General features: G+C 43.9%; 18 protein-coding genes and 1 riboswitch. Of the genes, 5 read left to right on the forward strand and 13 right to left on the reverse strand.

What is annotated here, in order from left to right:
• Nucleotides 1-1,281 (reverse strand): acetylornithine deacetylase, encoded by a 1,281-nt coding sequence (locus tag ATL39_RS08140; RefSeq protein WP_281270887.1) that lies wholly within the window; start codon nucleotides 1,279-1,281, stop codon nucleotides 1-3.
• 75 nt (nucleotides 1,282-1,356) lie between these two features.
• Nucleotides 1,357-1,459: riboswitch (TPP riboswitch) on the reverse strand.
• 123 nt (nucleotides 1,460-1,582) lie between these two features.
• On the opposite strand from ATL39_RS08140, the gene corA reads away from it, so the two are divergent.
• Together corA and ATL39_RS08150 are read left to right on the forward strand one after the other, a co-directional pair.
• Complete coding sequence (gene corA, locus ATL39_RS08145) at nucleotides 1,583-2,542, forward strand: magnesium/cobalt transporter CorA (protein WP_120192845.1); 960 nt, start codon at nucleotides 1,583-1,585, stop codon at nucleotides 2,540-2,542.
• Between the two features lie 93 nt (nucleotides 2,543-2,635).
• Nucleotides 2,636-4,348: a pyruvate oxidase gene (locus ATL39_RS08150; protein ID WP_120192846.1), complete on the forward strand. Its 1,713-nt coding sequence runs from the start codon at nucleotides 2,636-2,638 to the stop codon at nucleotides 4,346-4,348.
• 192 nt (nucleotides 4,349-4,540) lie between these two features.
• Here ATL39_RS08150 and ATL39_RS08155 read toward each other — a convergent pair whose 3' ends face one another.
• The gene (locus tag ATL39_RS08155; RefSeq protein WP_120192848.1) at nucleotides 4,541-6,811 is read right to left on the reverse strand and encodes a UvrD-helicase domain-containing protein; all 2,271 of its coding nucleotides are present in this window, start codon (nucleotides 6,809-6,811) and stop codon (nucleotides 4,541-4,543) included.
• Between the two features lie 206 nt (nucleotides 6,812-7,017).
• On the opposite strand from ATL39_RS08155, the gene ATL39_RS08160 reads away from it, so the two are divergent.
• Nucleotides 7,018-8,184 (forward strand): M20 family metallopeptidase, encoded by a 1,167-nt coding sequence (locus tag ATL39_RS08160; RefSeq protein WP_120192849.1) that lies wholly within the window; start codon nucleotides 7,018-7,020, stop codon nucleotides 8,182-8,184.
• A 61-nt stretch (nucleotides 8,185-8,245) separates the two neighbouring features.
• Here the strand turns inward: ATL39_RS08160 and ATL39_RS08165 are convergent, their stop codons facing one another.
• From ATL39_RS08165 to ATL39_RS08190, 6 genes are all read right to left on the reverse strand, one after another.
• Complete coding sequence (locus tag ATL39_RS08165) at nucleotides 8,246-9,337, reverse strand: PTS fructose transporter subunit IIC (protein ID WP_120192850.1); 1,092 nt, start codon at nucleotides 9,335-9,337, stop codon at nucleotides 8,246-8,248.
• Between the two features lie 21 nt (nucleotides 9,338-9,358).
• Nucleotides 9,359-9,676, reverse strand: a complete 318-nt coding sequence (locus ATL39_RS08170) for a PTS fructose transporter subunit IIB (protein WP_120192851.1) — start codon at nucleotides 9,674-9,676, stop codon at nucleotides 9,359-9,361.
• Entirely contained in the window at nucleotides 9,676-10,164 is a 489-nt protein-coding gene (locus ATL39_RS08175; protein ID WP_120192852.1) for a PTS sugar transporter subunit IIA, read from the reverse strand. The genes ATL39_RS08170 and ATL39_RS08175 overlap by 1 nt, the downstream gene beginning before the upstream one ends.
• A 20-nt stretch (nucleotides 10,165-10,184) precedes the next feature.
• Nucleotides 10,185-11,090: a ketose-bisphosphate aldolase gene (locus ATL39_RS08180; protein ID WP_120192853.1), complete on the reverse strand. Its 906-nt coding sequence runs from the start codon at nucleotides 11,088-11,090 to the stop codon at nucleotides 10,185-10,187.
• Between the two features lie 18 nt (nucleotides 11,091-11,108).
• The gene (locus ATL39_RS08185; protein WP_120192855.1) at nucleotides 11,109-12,932 is read right to left on the reverse strand and encodes a BglG family transcription antiterminator; all 1,824 of its coding nucleotides are present in this window, start codon (nucleotides 12,930-12,932) and stop codon (nucleotides 11,109-11,111) included.
• A gap of 303 nt (nucleotides 12,933-13,235) precedes the next feature.
• On the reverse strand, nucleotides 13,236-14,006 hold the full coding sequence (locus ATL39_RS08190; protein WP_120192857.1) for a TSUP family transporter: 771 nt from the start codon (nucleotides 14,004-14,006) through the stop codon (nucleotides 13,236-13,238).
• Nucleotides 14,007-14,102: 96 nt separating this feature from the next.
• Between ATL39_RS08190 and ATL39_RS08195 the strand changes: the two genes are divergently transcribed.
• Nucleotides 14,103-14,729 (forward strand): uracil-DNA glycosylase, encoded by a 627-nt coding sequence (locus ATL39_RS08195; protein ID WP_170146873.1) that lies wholly within the window; start codon nucleotides 14,103-14,105, stop codon nucleotides 14,727-14,729.
• A 31-nt stretch (nucleotides 14,730-14,760) separates the two neighbouring features.
• A complete protein-coding gene (locus tag ATL39_RS08200; protein WP_120192860.1) occupies nucleotides 14,761-15,405 on the forward strand; it encodes a uracil-DNA glycosylase in 645 nt (214 codons plus the stop codon).
• Nucleotides 15,406-15,433: 28 nt separating this feature from the next.
• Here the strand turns inward: ATL39_RS08200 and ATL39_RS08205 are convergent, their stop codons facing one another.
• The 5 genes from ATL39_RS08205 to ATL39_RS08225 all read right to left on the reverse strand — a co-directional run bounded on the left by ATL39_RS08205 (nucleotide 15,434) and on the right by ATL39_RS08225 (nucleotide 22,056).
• Nucleotides 15,434-16,123, reverse strand: coding sequence for a YqcI/YcgG family protein (locus ATL39_RS08205; RefSeq protein WP_425452991.1), 690 nt, complete (start codon nucleotides 16,121-16,123; stop codon nucleotides 15,434-15,436).
• Between the two features lie 84 nt (nucleotides 16,124-16,207).
• Nucleotides 16,208-17,044, reverse strand: coding sequence for an SDR family NAD(P)-dependent oxidoreductase (locus ATL39_RS08210; RefSeq protein WP_120192863.1), 837 nt, complete (start codon nucleotides 17,042-17,044; stop codon nucleotides 16,208-16,210).
• Between the two features lie 116 nt (nucleotides 17,045-17,160).
• Entirely contained in the window at nucleotides 17,161-17,520 is a 360-nt protein-coding gene (locus ATL39_RS08215) for a winged helix-turn-helix transcriptional regulator (protein WP_245960953.1), read from the reverse strand.
• A gap of 112 nt (nucleotides 17,521-17,632) precedes the next feature.
• Nucleotides 17,633-19,255: a thiamine pyrophosphate-binding protein gene (locus ATL39_RS08220; protein ID WP_120192864.1), complete on the reverse strand. Its 1,623-nt coding sequence runs from the start codon at nucleotides 19,253-19,255 to the stop codon at nucleotides 17,633-17,635.
• Nucleotides 19,252-22,056, reverse strand: a complete 2,805-nt coding sequence (locus ATL39_RS08225; protein ID WP_120192865.1) for a sensor domain-containing phosphodiesterase — start codon at nucleotides 22,054-22,056, stop codon at nucleotides 19,252-19,254. The genes ATL39_RS08220 and ATL39_RS08225 overlap by 4 nt, the downstream gene beginning before the upstream one ends.
• Nucleotides 22,057-22,139: the final 83 nt, after the last annotated feature.

The following is a 22,139-nucleotide window of genomic DNA, read 5'->3' on the forward strand; positions in this document are numbered from 1 at the left end:
CTATTCCTCCTTCTTTTTTTCTGAATGCAGCCATTCATATACATAAACGGCAAGCGTGTTTGTATATGTTACTAATTGTTCGATAGATAGCCTTTCGTTCACAGCGTGGGCGTTGGCAAGCGTTCCGGGGCCGAAAATGGCAGTTGGTATTCCGGCTTCACCAAGCCATCCTCCATCCGTTACGGTAGGAGAAACATCGAGAACGGCTTTTTCGCCGGCCGTTTTTTCAAAAGCCTGTGCCAGCAGTTTTGTTCCAGGGTGTTCCCTATCAACCGAAAGAGAAGGGAAAATTTCTCCTCTTTCTTCAATCATGGAGGTGCCGCCCCATATAAATTCAGGAGGATGATGTCGCAGCCAGGGGTCTCCCAAAGCAACATTACGTATATGCTCCTCTACTTCTGCTGCGGCGGATTCATGTGTTTCATCCGGATAAAAATGAACGGTCACCCAGAGCCGGCATTCATCTGCTATAAAAGCTGCATGCCTTCCTCCTTCAATAACAGCAGGGTTAATCGTGTTCGCTCCTGCCGGCAGGCCCGGATAACTTTTTTCCACAGCCCACTGCCTTTCCAAAGTCTGCAGCCCTTGAATAATGACCATCATTTTCTCAATCGCACTGGCTCCCTTCACTGCACCGCCGGCATGAATCATATTCCGTCTCATCGCATCGTGAAATGTATCCGGGCTTTTAATGGTAATCCATCCAGTAATCACTCCGCCCTGCCCCTGTATATGCAGATCGCTGGTATCAACAACGAGTGCATAATCCGCTGTATAACCACGCCTGCAGCACGCAAGCGTTCCCGCTTCACCTACTTCCTCTCCGATCACTGACTGCAGCATAAGGTCACCCGGCAGCTCTATTTCCAGCTCGTGAAACATACGGATAACAAATAAGGCTCCTGCCAGACCGCCTTTCATATCAGCCGTACCCCGCCCTTGAATCCAGCCGTTTTCGATTTCGGCCCGATAAGGATTCGTTTTCCATTCTGATCCTTCTACTTCAGCTGTATCCACATGTCCGTTTAGAATAAGACTGTGGTATCCGGCTGAATCGGTTCCTTTTTTCGTCGCTACTACGTTGGGATCTCCCGGGTAAACGTCCCAGCTGTCTATCTCATATCCGGCTTTCTCCAAATAAGATGCAATGAATGCCTGAATTTCCGCTGTGTTTCTTGCCGGAGGCGCCGGTGTTTCGTAAGATACCAGCGTCTTTACCAGGTCGAGAAGATCTTCCTGTCTTTCCTCCATATGTGTTAATAATCTGGATATATCCGTCACTCTCTCTGCCTCCTCATTAAGTGATTACTCAAATAAAAAAAAGCTTCTTCCGGGAAGAAGAAGCAGAGACGTCAGGTTAGTCTTCGGCTTCTTCCCTCCGCTGGTATCAGCCAGATCAGGTAATAAGGGTCAAGGACATTTCCTTTTCTCAGCTTACAAAGCTCCCCTAGAAGTAATGCAGTGCTATTCATTTATGTCTTTTAGTAAATCATAGATTGCGCTTTCATACAACCTCATGTTTGACCATACGGTAAATAGGCTATTAATAAACGTTGGGTAAGACTTTGAAAGGAGTACAAAAATGATTCGCACTCTCGCTGTTACGATACATAATGAATTTATTGAAAATGAAGATATTGCTGTACTGCTTGCTGATCAAACTATTAAATGGTTCTGGGCTGACTTCCGTGACCCTTCCACTCAAGAAGCGTCCCGCCTGGAAACGGATTTTGCCTTTCATCCACTGGCTGTAGAAGACTGCTTTCATTCCATGCAGCGTCCGAAATACGATCACTATGAGGATTTTGAGTTTTTTGTGATGCATTCTCTGCAGAAAGATACATTTGCTAAAAAAGAAGTCGATATTTTTTCCGGCAGAAATTATGTAGTAACGTTTCATTTAAGTGCCTCACCCGAAATAGATGCTATCTGGGAAAAAGCACGAACGTCTGCGGATTTCCGGCAGAACGGAACTTATTATATTATCTATTCCATTATCGACAAAATTGTTGATGAATACTTCCCACCTCTTTACCAGATGGAAGACCGTCTCAATGAAATTGAAGAAAAAGATGCGGACAAAACGTACAGAGATTTAATTGACGAAGTATTTGATATCCGCGGAGATCTGCTGCAGCTACGCCGGACGATTGTCCCGATGCGGGATCTGCTTTACCGGTTGCTTGACCTGCGCCTCGACCTTATCACAGAGCACAAAGCCTACTACCGGGACGTGTATGATCACTTATTAAAGCAGACCGAGCTTATTCAGTCCAACCGGGAAATGACTTCTGATATGCGGGACAACTATCAGACGATCAACTCGAATCGGATGAACGAAATTATGATGACGCTGACTATTGTATCTACTATTTTTATTCCCCTCACCTTTATTGCTGGGTTATACGGAATGAATTTTACCAACATGCCCGAACTTACGGCCGATAACGGCTACTTTATTACGCTTGCGGTCATGGCTGTTATGGCCGGCGTCCTGCTGCTTTTGTTTAAATGGAAAGGCTGGTTTAACATATTTAAATAACCAGATGCGTATCAGGTGGAAAGTATTTGTTTAAGAGTCCGGGAACAGGGAAACATTTAACTTATACACCAATATGAAACGGGGGAATTTCCAATGCTCGAACAAACAGCCGGTGAACATGTTATTGACCTTTTAAAAGCGTGGAAGGTTGACCGGATTTTCGGGATGCCGGGAGATTCTATTAATGAATTTATGGAAGAACTTCGTAAACAGCAGGAAATTCGTTTTATTCAAATACGACATGAAGAAACAGGAGCACTTGCGGCCTCTTCCCATGCCAAGCTTACTCATCAAATCGGCGTTTGTTTGTCTATTGCAGGACCGGGTGCCGTCCACCTGCAGAACGGCTTATATGATGCCAAAAAAGATAAAGCCCCTGTTCTTGCCATTGTAGGCCAGATAAGCAGTACGCTTGTGGGCACGGATAACTTTCAGGAACTCAAGCTTGAAGCAATGTTTGAAGACGCAGCGGTGTATAACCGCCGCGTTCAGACGGCAGAGCAGCTTCCGGACCTGCTCAATCAGGCTATCCGAACGGCTTATGCAGAAAAGGGTCCTGCTGTTCTTATTGTCCCGGACGATTTATTCGCCCAGAAGGTAAAATCAAAAGAAGCTCTGACATCTTCTATTTACTCTTCTCCTATTATCCGTCCGGAGGAAAAGGACCTTAAAGAAGCAGTCACCTATATGCATGAATCAAAAAAACCAGCGATTCTGGTCGGCAAAGGTGCGGAAGGCGCTGCCGAAGAAGTATTGGCTTTCGCAGAAAAAATCAAGGCTCCTATCATTGTTTCCCTTCCTGCTAAAGGAATGATCCCGGACGATCATCCACAGAATATGGGACAGCTCGGGCAGCTCGGTACAAAGCCTTCTTATGACGCCATCCAGGAGGCCGATCTGCTGCTTTTGCTCGGAACCGCCTTTCCCTACCGGGAGTTCCTACCGGAAGACACACCTGCCGTTCAGATTGATATCGATCCTTCTGTAATAGGGAAATACTATCCGTCCCGTGTCGGTCTGGTAGGGGATCTTCGTTCGATTCTCCCCTGGTTTACGAATGGGCTTGAAGAAAAAAACGATGATTTTCTCCAGACCTATATAAAAAAGCGCGAAAACTGGAATGAGGAGCTTCAACAGGATATTGATAAAGAAACGGAGCTTCTTCAACCCCAGCAGGCTATTGCTGAAATTCAGAACATCCTGGAAGATGATGCTGTTATTTCCCTGGATGTCGGAAGCGTTACGGTCTGGACCGCCCGCTATCTCCGCTTGAAAAAGCAAAAAATGATCCTCTCTTCCTGGCTTGCCACCATGGGATGCTCTCTTCCCGGAGCTATCGCTGCAAAGCTTGCTTTTCCCGACCGCCAGGTTATCGGCATTGTCGGAGACGGCGGCTTTTCGATGGGAATGCAGGATTTTGCTACGGCTGTGAAGTATAAGCTGCCTATCATCATGGTGGTATTTAATAATGAAAAAATTTCGATGATTGAATTTGAGCAGCAGGCAATGGGAAATCAGCCTGAAGCGACAGATATAAGCGACATTGATTACGCTGGATTTGCCCGGGCCTGCGGTGGAATTGGCTATACGGCTGATTCCCGGGAAGAGCTCAGACATGCTTTGAAGCTGGCGGCCTCCAGTGAAGTTCCAGTCGTGATTGACGCACATGTAGAAAACCTTCCGCCGCTTCCAGGAAAAGTTTCCTATCAACAGGGTATCCACTATGGACAGTATATGATCAAAAGCATGTTTTCCAAAGGCTCCACTACTATTCCCCCTATCAAAAAAGGCCTAAAGCGGCTTTAATTCCGCTTTAGGCTTTTTCTTTTTTTATTGCGGTCCAGGAGCTCTGGGGCTTAACGGATGTGTCCGCTTTTCTCTGTCCAGGATAATAATCCAGCCGCTGCCGTTTCTTCAGGTTACGCTTCGGAAGCAGAGCTTCCTGCGCGAACCTTCCAGAAATCTCTGCGGCTGAGCAGGATTCTTATCCTTTTCTTATTACCTTCTGCCGTTTCTTCTTTGTGCGATAATAACTTCTTTTTCGCCTTTTTCCATTTTTGATTTACAGATTGGGCATGTTTTTTCCTGAAGCGTATCGTCTTCCTGGGTTTGAATTTTCACCCATACGATACAATCCTCATTTGTGCATAACCATGCTTTTACTATTTTTCTTTCTTCCGGCTGCTGTTCCATGGGCTGTCTCCTTTTTTGCGTTGCGTGTGGGAAAGCCTCTAAAAAAAAGCGGGATACTTCCACAGCTTTTCCGCGGTATTGGGCGGGGGAACCGATATACAACTCTTCTTTTGCCCTCGTAATAGCGACATAAGCTAAGCGCCGTTCCTCCTCTAATGCTTTTTCTTCACTTTCATTGCTTTTCTTTATAAAGTCTTTACTCCCGGAAGCCTTAACCGCCGAGCTATGCGGCAGTATCGTCTCTGATGCTCCAATTAAATAGACAACCGGGAATTCCAGACCCTTTGCCCGATGAATGGTCATAAGGGACACTGCATCTGTTTTCGCAGCCTGTGTTTTTTTCTGCATGCCTTTATACATTTCCACCATATCATCTACAAAAGATACAAAGGCCAGTACAGAATCAAAACGGCCGGCGGATGATTCCAGTTCGTCCAGCGTCTCTTTCACGCCTTCTTTATGCATCGTTTCCGCCTGTGCTTCGTTGGCTTCCAGGTACGTGTCATAAAAAGTCTCGCGCATTTTCTTTATTGCCTGTTTAGGCTTCATCGGTTTCAGCTGCTTGAGCAGCCGCTCCCTTTCCTGCAGTTTACCTACCTGGAAAGTGCGCAGACCGCCAAGGGATTGAAGCAGTTCAAGCGGTTCCGCCTGTTCTCCAACAGCTTCCAGCCGTTTAATATGAAGCATACCTTTTTCCCTGTTAATAAATAACGTGGGCAGTACCTCCGGCAGCGCTTCGTTATAATAGGGATTCAAGGCAAGCCGCAGATGATCCATCACCGCTTTAATCGGCCACTGGTTATAAAACATTTGGTCGACTGTCGTGAAAGATAAAAAAGGAATCTGATGGAGTGTAAGCTGTTCAAACATAGCCCGGCTCACACTGGCCGTACGGTGAAGGACTGCAAAATCTGCAAAAGAACGTCCGTCATTCTGAACCTTATGAAGAATATCAGCCGCTGCCAGCTTTGCTTCTTCATCCGTCGTTTCTGCCCGGAAATAAAGCGGATATGTTTGGGACATCACTGTCGATTTAAGTGTTTTTTCCCGCCGGTTCGTATTATGCCGTATGACTTCGTTTCCCAATCCTGTAATGGGGGATGTGGATCTGTAATTCACATCAAGGGTGGCCATTTCTGCTGTTGGAAATTCCTTATCAAACTCCAGAATGATTTCACTTTGCGCCCCATTAAACGAATAGATTGTTTGATCATCATCGCCTGCTACAAATAAATTTTTGTGTGACGCAGACAGCATCTTCATCATTTCGTACTGCAGTGGATTCGTGTCCTGAAATTCATCTACCATAATGTATTTAAATCGTTCCTGCATTTTTCTCAGAAGGGTTTCTGATTCGCAGAGCAGCTCATACGCATGGCAGAGAATATCATCAAAATCCAGCTGGTGTTCTTCTTTTTTCCAGGCTTCATACCTGCGGAAAACCCCTTTCTGCTCGATTTCCATTGGGTTTTCCGCCGGCATTTCTGCCAGGGACAGATTATTCATCCGGTAGGAAGAATAAAGGGACAGCAGGGTTTCCGGCTGGTATTTCCCGTCAAACCCTGCTTCTTTCAGCTTTTTTTTAATGATAATATGTTTGAACCGCTCACTGGTAATCATCTTCTGATCGTATCCCTGGCCCCGAAGCAGCTGCAGAAAAAAAGAATGAAACGTCCGGACCTGAAGCTGCCTCACAGCCTGGGCCGAAATACCGGGCAGTGCAGCGATTCGTTCTTTCATTTCCTCCGCTGCTTTTTTGGTAAATGTTACAAGCAGTATATGCGCAGCCGGTATCTTCCGGACAGCCAGCAGATAACCTGTCCGGCAGACAAGTACGGAGGTTTTTCCGGAACCGGCCCCGGCCAGAGCAAGAAAAGGTCCTTCCCCGTGCCGTACCGCTTTCGTCTGAGACTGATTTAAGGAAATTCCTTTTTCCTTAAGCGCCCGGAAATAGAAATAATCTTCTTCTCCACCGTCTGTCTGTTCTGCGTCCGACTCTTCCCGGGCCAGATCTGCTTCAGGAACGACAGGGCTGATGATTCCAAACGGCGTTTTTTCAAACGATGTATTTTCCATGCTATCACCAAATTTTACTTAGTATGCGACATATCAATATGCTACTCTTCATTCTACCACGTTTACCGGATACCGGCAGGCATGACTGTCTGATGAAACCTCCATGTCCCATGTCCGGCACTGATTCCGCCGAAATATCTTTATTTCTTTCCACATGCTGATCTTTCTTTTCCTGTGCTAGACTAACAGAAAGGAGGCTGCATAGGATGAATAACATTACGCACACTTTAGAAAAATGGAAAGATGATTTTTATGCATTGAGCGAATACATAGGAAGCCACCCGGAGCTCGGACATGAAGAATATAAAGCTTCAGCTGCTTTGGCAGACCTTCTGCAGAGGCATGGCTTCGATGTCACCACTGGTATAGGCGGCATTCCGACATCATTTGAAGCCGTATATCACGGTCGCTCTCCCGGTCCACACATAGCATTCATGGCAGAATATGATGCTCTGCCGGGGCTGGGGCACGCCTGCGGTCATAATTTAATCGGCACGATGGCCGTAGCTGCGGCTGTTGCTGCAAGTAAAACGATAGATGAAAAATCAGGATCTCTTTATGTATACGGCACACCTGCTGAAGAAACCAAAGGAGCCAAGGTACCTTTCTCCGAAAACGGCGTCCTTGATCATCTGGATGCTGCCATGATGATTCATCCCTATAGTCATTATGAAAAAAGCGGAACATCTCTTGCAATGGATGCCGTACAGTTTTCTTTTAAAGGAAAATCCAGCCATGCGGCCGCTTCTCCTGAAGAAGGAATCAATGCCCTTGACGCGGTGATCCAAACGTTCAACAGTATTAATGCTCTTCGTCAGCATGTTCCCGCTGACGTTCGGATTCACGGAATTATTACAAAAGGCGGGGAAGCAGCCAATATTGTTCCTGACTATGCAGAAGCCCGTTTTTATGTACGAGCCGCCAGAAGACATGACCTCGATGAGATTACCGAAAAAGTGAAAAACTGCGCGCGTGGTGCTTCCCTTGCGGCAGGAACAACGCTTGATATTTCCAACTACGAGTTTTCCTATGACGATATGACCACCAATGAAGCGCTCTCCTCTCTCTTCACTTCCCATCTGGTCGAAGCAGGAGTAGATGCATCAGCAGTTCAGGAGCAGAAAGACGGCGGCGGATCGCTTGATATGGGAAACGTCAGCCATGTGGTGCCTTCCATCCATCCGTTTATTCAAATTACAGACGAAGGCTTCGCCTGCCACACCCCGGGCTTTGAACAGGCCGCCAGAAGCCGGCGCGGATTTGACTCTATGCTTACAGGAGCACAGGCAATGGCCATGACTGCGCTTGATCTGATTAATCAGCCGGACCTGCTCGGGAAAGTCAAAGCTGAATTTAAAAAGCAGCACGGTTAAAAGGAAAAAGCTCCTCAAGGGGAGCTTTTTTACAATATTTTATTTTTAACACTTTTTTATGTTACTGAGCTCCCCGTTTGAATTCTATATCGATGAGTTCCGGTTCCATATCATTTTCTTCTTCTTCCACCATGTTTTCTTCTTCTGCTTTTATTGCCGGCTTCCATAAAGACAAGGTAACACCCGTTACCAGACTTCCTATACCGAGACACATTAGAAAATACAATGGATGAATCATTAATGGAACTACTAATAGTCCGCCATGAGGAACCGTACTGCCTACTCCCAGGGACATAGACAGCCCTCCCCCAACAGCTGCTCCTAAAGAGCAGGAAGCAACTACACGAATAATGTCTCGTGCTGCTATTGGTATTACACCCTCAGTAATCATACATATACCCATTGGCACTGCAGCTTTAAGTGTTTCTCTTTCCATCTTTGTATACTTATATCTAGTAAATAGAAAAGAAAGAGCAATGCCAAAAGGCGGCACCATGGAACCGATAAACTTAACAGCCTGAGGGCCATATACTCCATCGACTAAAAGCCCATCTGCAAAGAGAGACATGGTTTTGTTAACCGGTCCTCCAAAATCAAAGCTTGCCATGGCTCCAAGAATAGATCCCAGAATAAAATTGGATCCGCCCTCCATAGATTGCAGCCAATTCAGTGTAGTATTTTGAAAAGCTGCTATCGGCTGGCCAATCAGCGTAATCATCAAAAGACCGCAGATAACTGTAGCAAGTACAGGAATAATCATAATAGGCATCAAGCCTTCCATGCTTTTAGGGAGACGAATGTATTTTTTAATAAAAATAACTGCATACCCAACGAGAAAACCGCCAATGATACCTCCAATAAATCCAGTTCCTATTTCATTGGCAATAAAGCCTATAATCAATCCTGGAGCCAGACCCGGTCGATCTGAGATGGACATAGCAATTGCTCCGGCAATAAGAGGAACAACTAACGACATTCCCCATCCTCCGATTTGACTTAAAAAATAAGGAAGTGTACCTTCATTTTCAGCAACATTAATACCTCCAAATATTTGGGCAAGGGCGATGCAGATTCCAGATGCGACGATTAAAGGAATCATGTATGAAATGCCAGTCAATAAATGTTTTTTAATAATAAAGCCAACATTTTTCATCAGATTCTCGCCTCCTTTAGATTATGCCGTAGTATTAATCTCTTCTTCAATTTTTTTAATCAAAGCTTTAGGTGATTTCATGGCAACATGCGTAGGGATTTGAAGTACGACCTTATTTTCAAACCGGTCTCTGTTGGAAATACTTATATCCGCAGCAATGATAACAACATCAGCCTCTTTGATTTCTTCTTCGGTCAGTTCATCCTCCGTTCCAATAGTTCCCTGGGTTTCTATTTTCACTTGGTGCCCTGCTTTTTTTGAGGCTTCTACAATTTTTTCTTTTGCTAGGTATGTGTGGGCAATGCCTGCTGTGCAGGCTGCTACTCCTACTATTTTCATTATTGATCCTCTCCTTCTTCATTTTGTTCCAATATTTGTATTAATTTTTGCTTTGATTCAACTTTAGTAATTCTTTCGCATCTCGCTTCGTCTGCAAGCGAGCCTGCGATAGAAGCTAGCATTTTCAAGTGCAGGTTATTTTGATCCTCTATTTTCACTGCCAGCAGGATAATGACACGAACAGGGAGATCATCGAGAGTTTCCCACTCTATAGGCTGATTGGTACGGTAAATCATAATAGTATTTTTGATAACGCTTTCAGATTTTCCGTGAGGAATAGCTATGCTACTCCCAATCCCTGTAAAGCCTTCCTTTTCCCGCGCATAAACATCTTTCAAGAAACTGGAAGCGTCAGAAACGCTTCCAATCGATTCTAATTTGCTGACCATTTCTTTCAACACTTCCATTTTAGAATCCGCCCGGGAATGAAGATTAATAGTATGCTCGTTCATTAACTCTTTTAAATCAAGTTTTTCTTTCTGCATCATGTTGTCCTCCTGTTCTACGTTTAATCAACAACTGCCATTTTTTTCTCTCTAAGTTCTCCAATATGATACAAAGAAGACTTCCCGGATGATCCAAACAAATCCATCTTCCTGCCTAACAGGCTCTTTGCTGCTTTATTTGCTTCAGGAAAAAGAATATCCGGCTCGAAATCATTAGGTTTTTCTTCCAGAGTGGTACGCAATTGATTGAAAAACGCTCTTTTCATATCGCTGGATAAATTGATTTTAGCTACCCCATATTTTGTGGAATTTCGAATATCTTCATCTGGATTGTCAGAGCCGCCGTGAAGAACCAATGGAATATCAACTAATTTATAGATTTTTTCTAATCGATCCAGCTGAATTTTCGGCTGAAGGTGTTTAGGATAAAACCCATGGGAAGTTCCTATAGCTACTGCCAGCGTGTCGCACCCCGTCCGTTCTACAAACTCTTTTGCCTGTTCCGGTTCTGTATATAAGATATGGTCAGCTCCGCCCTCTGAACTTCCTTCATTGTTTCCGATAGTACCAAGTTCAGCTTCCACAGATACGCCTACGGCGTGTGCCACACTTACAGCTTTCTGAGTCAAAGCAATATTTTCTTCGAATGGAAGATGCGATCCATCTATCATAACGGAAGTATATCCATTTCGAAGAGCCCGTATAGTTCCATCAATAGTGTCGCAGTGGTCTTGATGTATAACAATTGGAACACTGGCATGGTGGGCAGCTTCTCGAACATAGGCAGTAAAGTCATCTCCTACAAGGTCGAGTTCATTTGGATGAATTTGTATAATAGCAGGTGACCGCTTTTCCTCAGCAGTTTCTATGATCGCTCGAAGGAGTTCATTATTGGATACATTATAAGAGCCAACAGCAAATTTATTTTTATAGGCAACACTCAGCATTTCTTTCATATTAATTAACATAGGTAGGCCTCCTGATTTTTATAGTAATTGAATAAAATCTTCATACGTTTTCACCTTCATTAAACGGTCCATCATGTCCCGGTACTTCATAATTTGATAGATTTCCCTGTAAATATATTCATAACGCAGTTCGTCTTTTTCACTTAAAATAATCAAGAATACTACTTTTACATTGCTGTTTCCCCAGTCCAGTTCTCTGGCATTTACACCAATGTAAATAGATGAGGCAGGTACATGAGCTGAAAATAAGGGATGAGGTATAGCTATCTTGTTTCCAATTTCTGTGGAAGAAAGATTCTCTCTATCCATAATTCCTTCAAAAAAGGGCTCCAGGTTAAATTCTTCAGTCATCGCTTTTAAAAAACCCTGCTTGGTTTTTTCGTTAAGATAAATAAACTTTGCCGGCTCCATATGTTCTTGAATCACATTTGGTGTAATCGTCTGTTTTATTTTAGAAATATCTTTTTGCTGTAATATAGGGTTAACCACAAGTACTTTCTTTCCAGGAATTAAAACTGGCTGTGTAGACAGCAGAAAGGAAATACTGGCCGGTATGGATGAGGTATCTTTCCATTCATAAATATCTTCAATGTGAATCTGCTTGAAGTTTTTTTCTATTTTCTGTCTCATCAATGTGCTGATAATACTGCTTTCTGTTTGCAATAAACCAACATGAATAGAGAGCGTATCTATTCTCTCAATAGCTGCCTCTATATGGAGGGTGATGTATCCTATTTCTTCTTCCGGTATAAATATATTCATTTTTTTTCCCATGATCTCCGCAAAAAATATAGACATTTGATAAGCTTGAATATAATCAGATTTTATTTGATTAAGATAAGGATTATAGATCGGCAGGCTATGATGCAGAACTTGAAGCGTATCAAGTAAGTGCATGTAAATACCTATGATAAGCTGTTCATCCTGCAGCAGTTCGTACCCGTACCTCTCACCAACCATCTGCAGCGTCTGCTGCGTAAGATGTTCTAATTCATCAATATTTGTCTGCTGCACTTTCGAACATGGTAGAATTTTCAATCCTTTTATTTGAGATGCAAGGTAGTATATTTCAGATGCTTTATTAGCAGGCACTCTTTTCATTGATAATGCGTTTACGATAGTTTCAGCTAACATCAGGGAAGGATCATTTTTATCCAAAAGCCACTCATAATGCTCTACAGGTGGAGAAATCAGCTGTATGCAAACATGAATCATTAAAGCAGGCCAGGTGTACAAATTAAAAGCTGCTTCGTTCTCTTGTAAAAAACAGGTCATCGAACAGATTAATTCCTCCATACAATTCTGGTCGAGCTCCTGTTCAAATAAAAAGAATAGAATCTGTTTACATTCCTCCATTGAAGCAAATGATCGAATTGCCAGAGAGGCCATTAACTGGCGCTTGGCCCATTCATGTCCGCTAAGCATGACGCCTCGGAAAGTTTCTGTGTGCAGTGTTAGAGGATAATGTTTTTCTTTAATCATTTCTGCTATTTTTTGAATGTCCGTGCTGATAGTTTGAGGAGAAAACCACAGACAGTCGGCTATTTCCTGATATGTGAGCCAGTTATTATTTTGTTTAAGCAATTTGATAATGAAAAAAGTCCTTATATCCGGATCCATTTCATTTAAATTTTTCAATATTCTTATTTCTCCACATATTTTATAGCCAAATCGATTATTCGATTCAATAATCGCTTCTGTTAAATAACTTTCATTCAAGTCGCGAATATCATTTCGAACTGTACGAACGCTCACTCCTAGAATCTCTGCAAGCATCTTCCCGCTGATATACTCCTCCTCTCTATTTAACAGCTGCAGTAACTTAATGTGACGTTTTTTCATTATTTTCTCCCCTATGCATATATTAAAAAATTATATTAAGTATCACTATATTAAAGTTCTTCCTAACTATTTAGGAAGCGCTTTCAAATACTATGATTAAGCTTTTTAACATATATCTAATAGTAAATTTTTTTACATAAACTAGCTACTGAAAAAAAAATCAAGCATGAAGCTCGCTGCCCGTCTATTTAAATATCTTTTAGGAAAGCCCAACAGCTGCAAAAAACCCTCACCATTTTTTTGGCGAGGGTCTTTTACTGACAAGATATTTTCCATTTATAAAGTATTTTTATACTTCAGCGTTTAAGAAGCCGTCATATACTCCCAAATATTAACCGCAATCAGCAGAATAGTGACGATTACAAACAGCAGCTTCACGTAGGCAGCGCCTTTTTTTATAGCGAAATTCACACCCATGTATGCACCGGCCACCATCGCCAGCCCCATGGTGATTCCATAAATAAAATGGACCGAGTCAAAGCTGATAAATGTAATGAGGGCAGCAATATTGCTTCCAAAATTCAGTACTTTGGCGTTGCCTGCCGCTTCTACAAAGTTAAATCCCATCATCAGAAATGCAAATAACAGAAAGGAACCAGTGCCCGCCCCTAAAAACCCATCATAAAATCCGATGACAAAAGCTGCGGTTCCCGCAAACATTAATAAGGACACCGATATTCCTTTAAATGTCGATGCCATGCCCCAATCACGTTTTAAAATCGTATAAATGGTTACTATAATAAGCAGTACCAAAATAATGGGCTCCAGGACGTCCGGAGGCAGCAGCTGAACGATAAACACACCAAACACCGATCCGCCAAAGGAGAGCGGAAACAACATCCAGACGAGACGCTTATTGATCTGGCCGTTGCGCATGAATGAAATCATACTCGTAAACGAACCCATCGTACTTGCCAGCTTGTTCGTGCCAAGCGCTGTAGAAGGCGGCAGTCCGGAAGCAAGCAGCGCTGGAGTGGAGATCATTCCGCCTCCTCCGACTACAGAATCAATAAAAGCTGCAAGAAATCCTGCTATAATGAGAAACAACATGACGTATAATGATATATCTTCCATATGTAAAACTCCTGTTTTCTATTTTCCCGTTTCCTAACCTTCTATACTATACAGAAAATGACATATCATTGCTATTGGAAAGGAGATTTTTTCTTTATGCTGCCCGAAAAACTTACCGCCGAGGCAAAAAAACGCATTGCTCCCTATCGCTGTGAAGGATTTCTTGATGGAGAAAATCCCACCAGCCCGGAGCTGTTTTTTATTGGAGAAGCCCCGGGTGAAACAGAAATATATAAAGGAGATCCTTTCGGCGGACGGGCCGGCAAACAGTTTCTCCAATATATTCAGTACCTTGGCTTTTCTCTCGAAGAAGTGTACGTCACTCGAACCATTAAAAGCAGGCCTTATACAGTGAAAGAAAAAAATGGGGAAAGGCGAAAGTATAACCGCACCCCTTCCAAAAAAGAGATTCTTGCCCATGCGCCGCTTCTTGATTATGAAATCAGCAGTGCCGATCCGGCCGTGCTGCTTCCAATGGGAAAAACACCGTACTGGCGGCTTCTCGGCAGAAGCCCCGCAATGTCAGAAACAGCAGGACATATGATGCGCTCACCAATCCGGCAGTATTCGGAGGAATCCGACGGCTACGTGTGGTCGGAAAAAGAATATTCCATCTTTCCGCTGTATCATCCAGCAGCTTCCCTATACAACCGTTCGCTGGACCAGACTATTTATGCTCATCTTGATAAACTGGGAAAAGCTATAGCCTCAGGCACTTTTTAAACGTTCCATATAAATAAGAAAGGATGGTTTTATGCTTCCCGAAAAATTAATAGATGCTGCAAAAAAACGACTCGCCCCCTATCCATGTGAAGGGTTTGTATCCGGGACAGGACCCGAAAACCCGGAGCTCATGTTTATCGGTGAAGCTCCCGGAGAAACAGAATTTCATAACGGTATCCCTTTTTCCGGCCGCGCCGGCAGGGAGTTTAACTCGTTTCTCCAGTATTTAGAGCTGGCCCGGGAAGATGTCTACATTACAAGCGCTGTACGAAGCCGTCCTTACAAATGGGGAAATGCTTCCGGCAACCCAAATAAAAAATATAACCGCACTCCTACTTTAAAAGAAGTGACGGCTCATGCCCCTGTGCTGGATTACGAAATTCAAACCTTTCAGCCAAGGGTCCTTGTCCCAATGGGACGGGTGGCATACCGCCGGCTCACCGGTGAAAACCCCAGAATGTCCTCTGTTACAGGCATTCTTCAAAAGCAGCCCATATTAGAACTTACCTCCCCGGACAGTTATGAGTACCGATGGTCGAAAACGGACCATCTTTTATTCCCTATTTATCATCCGGCTGCTCTTTTATACAACCGTTCTCTTGAAAAATCCATGTATCAGCACTTAAGTATCCTGCAGGAAGTACTAAAACAGGAACAAGCCGCCAGCCCAAAATAAAAAAGCAGGAATAGTCCCTGCTTTTTGTCTATTTGTCATAATGGAAAGGGCATTTTCCTTTTATTGGTTTTATGTCATCTCCAATAAAAAACTGTTTCCATTCGTTATGATCCGGGTCTCCAAAATGGCTGATGTCCGGATGTTTCGGCAGATCGTCCCATTTTTCTACTCGTTCCCTTACTTTTTCGCGCGACATAATCCCGCCTTTTTCCGTGCCCTCAAGCCCTTCAAATATCTTGCGCGGCTGAAAGCCAAGCACCATGCTATGTCCAAGGTCGCGTGTTTTTCTTTGTTTGTATGCCGGGGCATTGCCGAATACAAAAATAGGTTCTTTTTTAAAATGAAAATCCCATAAATAATGCTCCGGATCTTTTGGTTTATCCGTCGGCCAGTCCTGCGTGTCCTCTTCATGAAGAAACTGAAGAATATCCCAAAACTGCTTTCTGTACTGATCAATCGTTCCTTCTTTTTCTTCCGGTTCTACAAACACAAACAAACCGTGTCTGGTAAAGGGAGGTTCCTGGAACAATTCAAGAAACTCTTCTACTGCCATTGGAAGAGCGGACCAGTCTCGATGCTCTATATATGCATACCGTAGTTCACCTTTGTTTTCTGCCTTCATTCCAAAATAACACGGAAATGAAGCATCGGTTACAGTATCATGAAATGTTCGGTATTCCTGCAGAAGCCAATTTGGAAGATTCGTACCGTCTTCCATATCCTGCTTGGTGAGTAATGTTTTCACTGAATGCCTCCTTGTAGAGTATTTCTCTTCCATACCCCATAGGTCTGAAATCAAACGTTATAAATAAGACACCAGCATCGATTCGGATACATTCCAAAGCGTTTTCCGGTTTTCTTTATTATACGAAGCCGCAGAAGAGGCCTGCTCTCCTTTCGGCGTAAAATATTTGCCGGTTACTCCGTTGTATTTTTCAGATACGGCCAGATCTGCTTCCAGATCTGCCCCTGTTTTCAAGGAATCTCCTGCATATTTCGTAAAATAATGCAGTAGGCGGTAGGGCCCTTTATTGTTCATCGCGAACCCACTTGAAATATTGCCGGGATGCATAGCATTCACTTGAATATTTTCCGATTCAAGCTGTTCGGCTAATTCATAAGTGAACATAATCAAATACAGCTTTGCACCCGCATAGCTTTTCATCGCTCCGTATTTCTTTTCTCCCTGCAGATTGTCCGGCTCAAACTTCGCAAATTTGTGGCCCACGGAAGACACATTAACAATTCGTGCTTCGGTGCTTTTTCTCATCAGCGGCAGCAGTGTGCGGGTCAGCAGAACAACTCCCAAATAATTTAAAGCAAACGTTTCTTCCAGACGTTCTTTTGTGACTGTTCTTTTTTCAAACAAAGCTCCTGCGTTATTAATAAGAACATCAACAACTTGAAGCTTCTCTCCCAGTCTTTCAGCCACTACCCGGACATCTTCCAGAAGAGAAAGATCTGCCTGATAAAAAAAGATATTCGGATTTGATGTTTCCCGCTTTAATGCTTCAATTACAGCTTCTCCTTTTTCCATGCTGCGTCCAATAATATGCAGGTGGTGCTGTTTCGCAGCAAGCAGGCGGGCGGTTTCACGGCCGATGCCGTTTGTCGCTCCTGTGATAACAATATTTTTCATATAATATAAACCCTCCTATTTAATGCCGTCTTACAGCTATACCCATATTTCTCTATCCGCAAGCGATACGACATTCCAAAAAAAAACGTTCTATGGAGGTTTTCTCCATAAAACGTTTATTTATGATCCACCAGGTCTTTGCTGTGTTCCAGGTCAGCTGCTTCCCACTTTTCAGCCCAGGCATAAATTTCTTTTATTACCGGTTCGATGCCTTTGCCTTTTTCCGTTAATTCATACTCCACGCGGGGCGGAATCTCCGGATAAATTCTGCGAATTACCATGTTCGCAGCTTCCAGATCCTTCAGGCGCTCAGACAATAATCTGCCGCTGATTGCCATATCTGCCTCGAGTTCCGTAAAGCGGCGCGGGCCATTAAGCAGTTTATACATCACGAGAACTACCCATTTTTTGCCAAGAAGATCCATTGCGTTCGTAATCATGCATTTATCGGTTGTGCATTTATCTGATTGAGCCATGATAATTCCTCACTTCTTTGCGTTTTCTATATTATATCACAACGCAAATGTCAACTGTAAGGTTTCAGAACAATCTATTTTTCAAATTAGAAAAAATACATATTTTTTCTGCTTATTTTCCAAAAGAAGATAAAAACTTTACCCGGTCACCCATCGGGGGAACCTGCTCATCGACCAGTTCAATTTCCAGAAGGGAAGGACCGTCTGCTTTCATAAGCGTTTTCCTTTTAATCCCCTCCAGCTCTTCTAAGCTCGAGGCTTTAAAAGCGGGGATTCCCATCGCTTCCACCATGGCTTTGATCGAAACGGGTTTCTGACTGAAGCGGTGGTGTGCACGTTTATATTGAAGGCTGTGGCCATGATGGACCATTCCCAGCCGGGCGTTATTAATCACAATAAACACCACAGGCAGATTATATTCTTTTGCTGTAAGTATTTCCATTCCATGCATAAAAAAGCAGCCGTCGCCGGTAATGCAGGCACTTGGCTTATCAGGCTGCGCAATTTTTGCGCCAATCGCCCCTCCAATAGCGCTTCCCATTGCACCGAAATGAACATTTATGTCGAACGTATCTTTTTCCAGCACATTCATATGATGAACTACATAAGCCATAAATTCCCCTATATCCACTATATAGCGGGTATCTGCAGGCAGAAGAGACTGCACTTCATGAAGAACCGTCTGGGTATTAAATATTTTCGGCTCTTTATCCGGAGCTCCGCTGTTTTCTTCAAGAAATGGTTTAGGCTGTATTAAGGGCAGAAGCTGTTTCAGAAACAAAGAAAGATCACTCTCGATCCGAAGATCCACCGGATACTTCCGGTCAAATACCGCGGGATCATGATCGGCCTGAATGACATAACGTCCGTTTGCTATGCACGGGTTCCAATTGTTCGTCGCTGTTTCTCCAAGGCTTGAACCGAGAACCAGAACGGTCTGATAGTCTGCATCATTCATTATCTCAGAAGCCTCTTCCATCCCGGCAAATCCAAAAATACCTTTCATCCGTGGATGGGAATCCGCGATAATGCCTTTGGCCTGCGGACTTGTAATAATTGGCCACTGCAGCTGTTCTGCCAAAGCTTCAACCTCGTCTGCAGACTGGCGGATACCCTGACCGGCGAAAATAATACCTTTTTCACATGCATTCAGCTGTTCTGCCGTTTGCTGCACATCTTCTACTGACGGGGCTTTCCGCACTCTGGAAGGAAAAGGAGAAAGTGCCCCTTCCTCTACGGATGTCAGCTGCAGGTCGATCGGAAGAGCAACATGAACAGGACCCGGCACCCCTTCCATTGCGATAGATACCGCCTTTTCAATTTCAGGCATAAATGCTTCAGCTGATGATATCGTCACGCTGTACTTCACAAGACTCTCATAAGCATCTGCTACATTCAGCTCCTGAGAAGCATTCAGCCCCCGGGATGCTATGGGAACCGCGCCTGTTAAGAAGAGGACCGGCAGCTGCTCTCTCATTGCGTTGGCCGCTCCTGTGATAAAGTTTGTGGCTCCCGGACCGCTGCTTCCAACACACACACTCAGGGACTGGGAATATTTAGCGTACGCACATGCCATGTAGCCTGCTGCTCCTTCATGTTTTGTAATAACAGGTTCCATTCCAGGCTCTTCGTACAGCTCATCAAAAAAGGCATTAACTGAACCGGCAGGGATGCCGAAAATATATTCAATTCCTCCAGATTTTAAATATTCCACTAAGTGGTGTGCTGTTTTCATTCGCTTACTCTCCTTTTCGCTTCTACTGGGCCATACGTATTAAAAAGTTCTTCTGCCGGCATCGGCTTGGAAAATAAATAGCCCTGCCCGTAAAAACAGTCTTGTTCAAGAAGGGCTTCCATCTGCTCCTCTGTTTCGATCCCCTCAGCCATTACTTTTAATTCAAGGTTTTGAGCCATCGTAATAATAGATTTTGTAATCGCAGCGCTTTTAGCATCTTTATTCATGCTGTCAATGAAGGAGCGGTCAATTTTTAACAGGCTGACAGGAAAATCTTTTAAATAGCGGAGGGAAGAGTATCCGGTCCCAAAATCATCAATAGCCAGATCCAGTCCCATATCGCGGAGTACTTCCATCTTTTCGGCATTTTTGTCGTTATTATGCATTAATAGATTTTCTGTAAGCTCAAGCTCCACCTGCCCCGGATCAATTTTCTCCTCTGCCAGAATAACCTGAATATTTTCAATAAATGAAGCGTGGCTGAAGTGGCGTGGAGAAATATTTACCGCAATCGTTACCGGCTTCATGCCGGATGCCATCCACTCCTGCATCTGCCTGCAGGCCTTGCGGAGCACCCATTCACCAATAGGAATAATCAGCCCGGTTTCTTCGGCAAGAGAAATGAATAGATCCGGGCTCAGTCTGCCATATGAGGGGTGATCCCATCTAATTAACGCTTCGATGCCGATCAGCTCTTTTGTTTTCATATTGAACTGCGGCTGATAGTGAAGATCCATTTCCTCGTATTCCAATGCTTTGAATAAAGCCGTTTCCAGCTTCATGCGCTCCATCATTTCCGTTTCCATTTCAGGGTGATAGAACTGAAACTGGTTTCCTCCGGCTTCCTTACAGCGGTACATGGCAGTATCTGCATGCTTAAGAAGTCCTTCTACGTTATCACTGTCAAATGGATACAGGCTGATTCCCATACTCACCGTAATAAAATGATCCACTTCATTTATCGTGATTGGGTTCTGGAATGCTTCTACAATTCCATTAGCCTTGCACTGAACCTCTTTTATATTGCTTTTCCCCAGAAGCAGTACCGTAAATTCGTCTCCGCCCTGCCTCGAAAGCGTATCAGAAGTTCCCATCACTTCGCGGAGCCTGTGGGCCACCTGCTTTAACAGCAGGTCTCCGTGTTCGTGGCCCATCGAGTCATTGACGTTTTTAAACCGGTCCACATCCAGGAATAAGATCGCAAGCTGCTCTTTATTGTCTTCAGCATACCCAAGCGCCTGCTGGACCCTGTCTTTAAAGAGCACACGGTTTGCCAGCCCCGTCAGGCTGTCATAATAGGCATGATACCTGATCTTCTGTTCCATTTCCTTACGCTGCGTAACATCCCGGAGCGTAATAACATACCCTTTAATTTCATTCATATCCAAAATGGGAGAAAGCACGTATTCCCCTGGAAAAAGCGTTCCATCCTTCCGCTTGAAAAATTCGGCGGAGAGCCTGGGCTCTTCATGAAACACACTGTTTTCCGGGCCGCTTTCCATAATAGGGGTGGAAAAAACATCGTGAATATGGCGCTTTTCAACGAACGAGTCTTCCTGGTAACCCAGCATGTTAAGCGCTGCGGGGTTACAGAATGTTACATACCCTTTCGTATCAATACCAAATATACCTTCGCCTGCTGCATCGAGGATCATCGCTTTTTCCTTGCTTAGTCGTTCCAGCTCCTTAACATTTTCCGCCTGCTCTTCGTTCTTTTTCAAGAGGGCCGAGGTCCGGTCCTGGATGATCAGCTCCTGTTTATCCATATAAATCAGCGTAGAGAGTACGGGAGCCACAGCATCCACAATCGACCTGGCTTTAGCCTGCTGGGTCTCTGTAAAAAACGGCTCTTCTCCTATAAACTGCGGCACCGCTACAACACCGAGCACATCTCCTATAGAAACAAGCGGCATCATGAGCAGGCTGCGGATATTAAATTCTTTAATAGCTTCTTTATGCGTTCTGGAATCTGCGGCAGCATCATGTAGATAAACAGATTCCTTGTTCTCCATCACATATTGGTAAAGCGGATCTTCTCCATGAGTTAAATTTACTTTTTGGTGTGTTTCTTTCCACGCTTGTTCAGACCAGTCGCTTTTATGATTTAAGCTGCGCGGCTTAATATAGCGGCTCATGGAAGCCTCAACAAAGTGCATACCTGCGTTTTTATTGTTTAGAACTTTTTCCAGATAGGAAAAGCAGGTTTCAATAGCCTCTTCGACGGATTGATTCATCGACAAAGCCTTCGTCACGTCCAGAATCAGTTCGTTCTCTGCAATCAGTGATTCTTTCCGCATTAGTTCATTGGCGTTTCGTATAGCTACAGCCGTCATATTAATATAGGCTTCTACTGCTTCGATTTCCTTCCGGGTCAGCTCCATCGGCATGTTGTAATTAAATAGAAAAACCAGTCCATATATCTCATTGTTATGCACGATAGGCGAAGCAAGCAGTGAACGGATTTTAAAGTCATCAACCGCTTCTGCATCTGGTCTTTCGTCTGTCGTAATACTTGGAATATAAATGGTTTTTTGAGTTTCAATAATCTGGCGGGCGAGCATGTCTTTTTCCGGATCTATTATGTGCATATCCAGGGTTCTGCCGTTGATAAACTCAGGCTTGCCGGCAAAACCTTTATAAGTACCGTCCTCCTGGGGAAGATAAATACCGACCGAATCGCAGAGCACCACCTCTTCGGATATAGCTTCTACTACATGATTCAGCATGTCTTTGAGCTCCAGCCTTGAATTAATAAGACGCGTTACTTCTGCTAACCTGGTGTATCGGTCCTGCTGCTTCATGCTCTTCCCTCCCTGGTAAATGAATATGTAAAACCGGATTTTCTGCTTTTATATGTACTTTTCGGACAAAATAACTCATTATA

The organism is Sinobaca qinghaiensis (assembly GCF_003610495.1).
Lineage (GTDB): Bacteria > Bacillota > Bacilli > Bacillales > Marinococcaceae > Sinobaca > Sinobaca qinghaiensis.

Bases quoted from the DNA above. Each gene is read 5' to 3' on its own strand.
- corA (WP_120192845.1), top strand. From the start codon at position 1,583: ATGATTCGCACTCTCGCTGTTACGATACATAATGAATTTATTGAAAAT.
- ATL39_RS08150 (WP_120192846.1), top strand. From the start codon at position 2,636: ATGCTCGAACAAACAGCCGGTGAACATGTTATTGACCTTTTAAAAGCG.
- ATL39_RS08155 (WP_120192848.1), bottom strand. From the start codon at position 6,811: ATGGAAAATACATCGTTTGAAAAAACGCCGTTTGGAATCATCAGCCCT.
- ATL39_RS08160 (WP_120192849.1), top strand. From the start codon at position 7,018: ATGAATAACATTACGCACACTTTAGAAAAATGGAAAGATGATTTTTAT.
- ATL39_RS08165 (WP_120192850.1), bottom strand. From the start codon at position 9,337: ATGAAAAATGTTGGCTTTATTATTAAAAAACATTTATTGACTGGCATT.
- ATL39_RS08170 (WP_120192851.1), bottom strand. From the start codon at position 9,676: ATGAAAATAGTAGGAGTAGCAGCCTGCACAGCAGGCATTGCCCACACA.
- ATL39_RS08175 (WP_120192852.1), bottom strand. From the start codon at position 10,164: ATGATGCAGAAAGAAAAACTTGATTTAAAAGAGTTAATGAACGAGCAT.
- ATL39_RS08180 (WP_120192853.1), bottom strand. From the start codon at position 11,090: ATGTTAATTAATATGAAAGAAATGCTGAGTGTTGCCTATAAAAATAAA.
- ATL39_RS08185 (WP_120192855.1), bottom strand. From the start codon at position 12,932: ATGAAAAAACGTCACATTAAGTTACTGCAGCTGTTAAATAGAGAGGAG.
- ATL39_RS08190 (WP_120192857.1), bottom strand. From the start codon at position 14,006: ATGGAAGATATATCATTATACGTCATGTTGTTTCTCATTATAGCAGGA.
- ATL39_RS08195 (WP_170146873.1), top strand. From the start codon at position 14,103: ATGCTGCCCGAAAAACTTACCGCCGAGGCAAAAAAACGCATTGCTCCC.
- ATL39_RS08200 (WP_120192860.1), top strand. From the start codon at position 14,761: ATGCTTCCCGAAAAATTAATAGATGCTGCAAAAAAACGACTCGCCCCC.
- ATL39_RS08205 (WP_425452991.1), bottom strand. From the start codon at position 16,123: ATGGAAGACGGTACGAATCTTCCAAATTGGCTTCTGCAGGAATACCGA.
- ATL39_RS08210 (WP_120192863.1), bottom strand. From the start codon at position 17,044: ATGAAAAATATTGTTATCACAGGAGCGACAAACGGCATCGGCCGTGAA.
- ATL39_RS08215 (WP_245960953.1), bottom strand. From the start codon at position 17,520: ATGGCTCAATCAGATAAATGCACAACCGATAAATGCATGATTACGAAC.
- ATL39_RS08220 (WP_120192864.1), bottom strand. From the start codon at position 19,255: ATGAAAACAGCACACCACTTAGTGGAATATTTAAAATCTGGAGGAATT.
- ATL39_RS08225 (WP_120192865.1), bottom strand. From the start codon at position 22,056: ATGAAGCAGCAGGACCGATACACCAGGTTAGCAGAAGTAACGCGTCTT.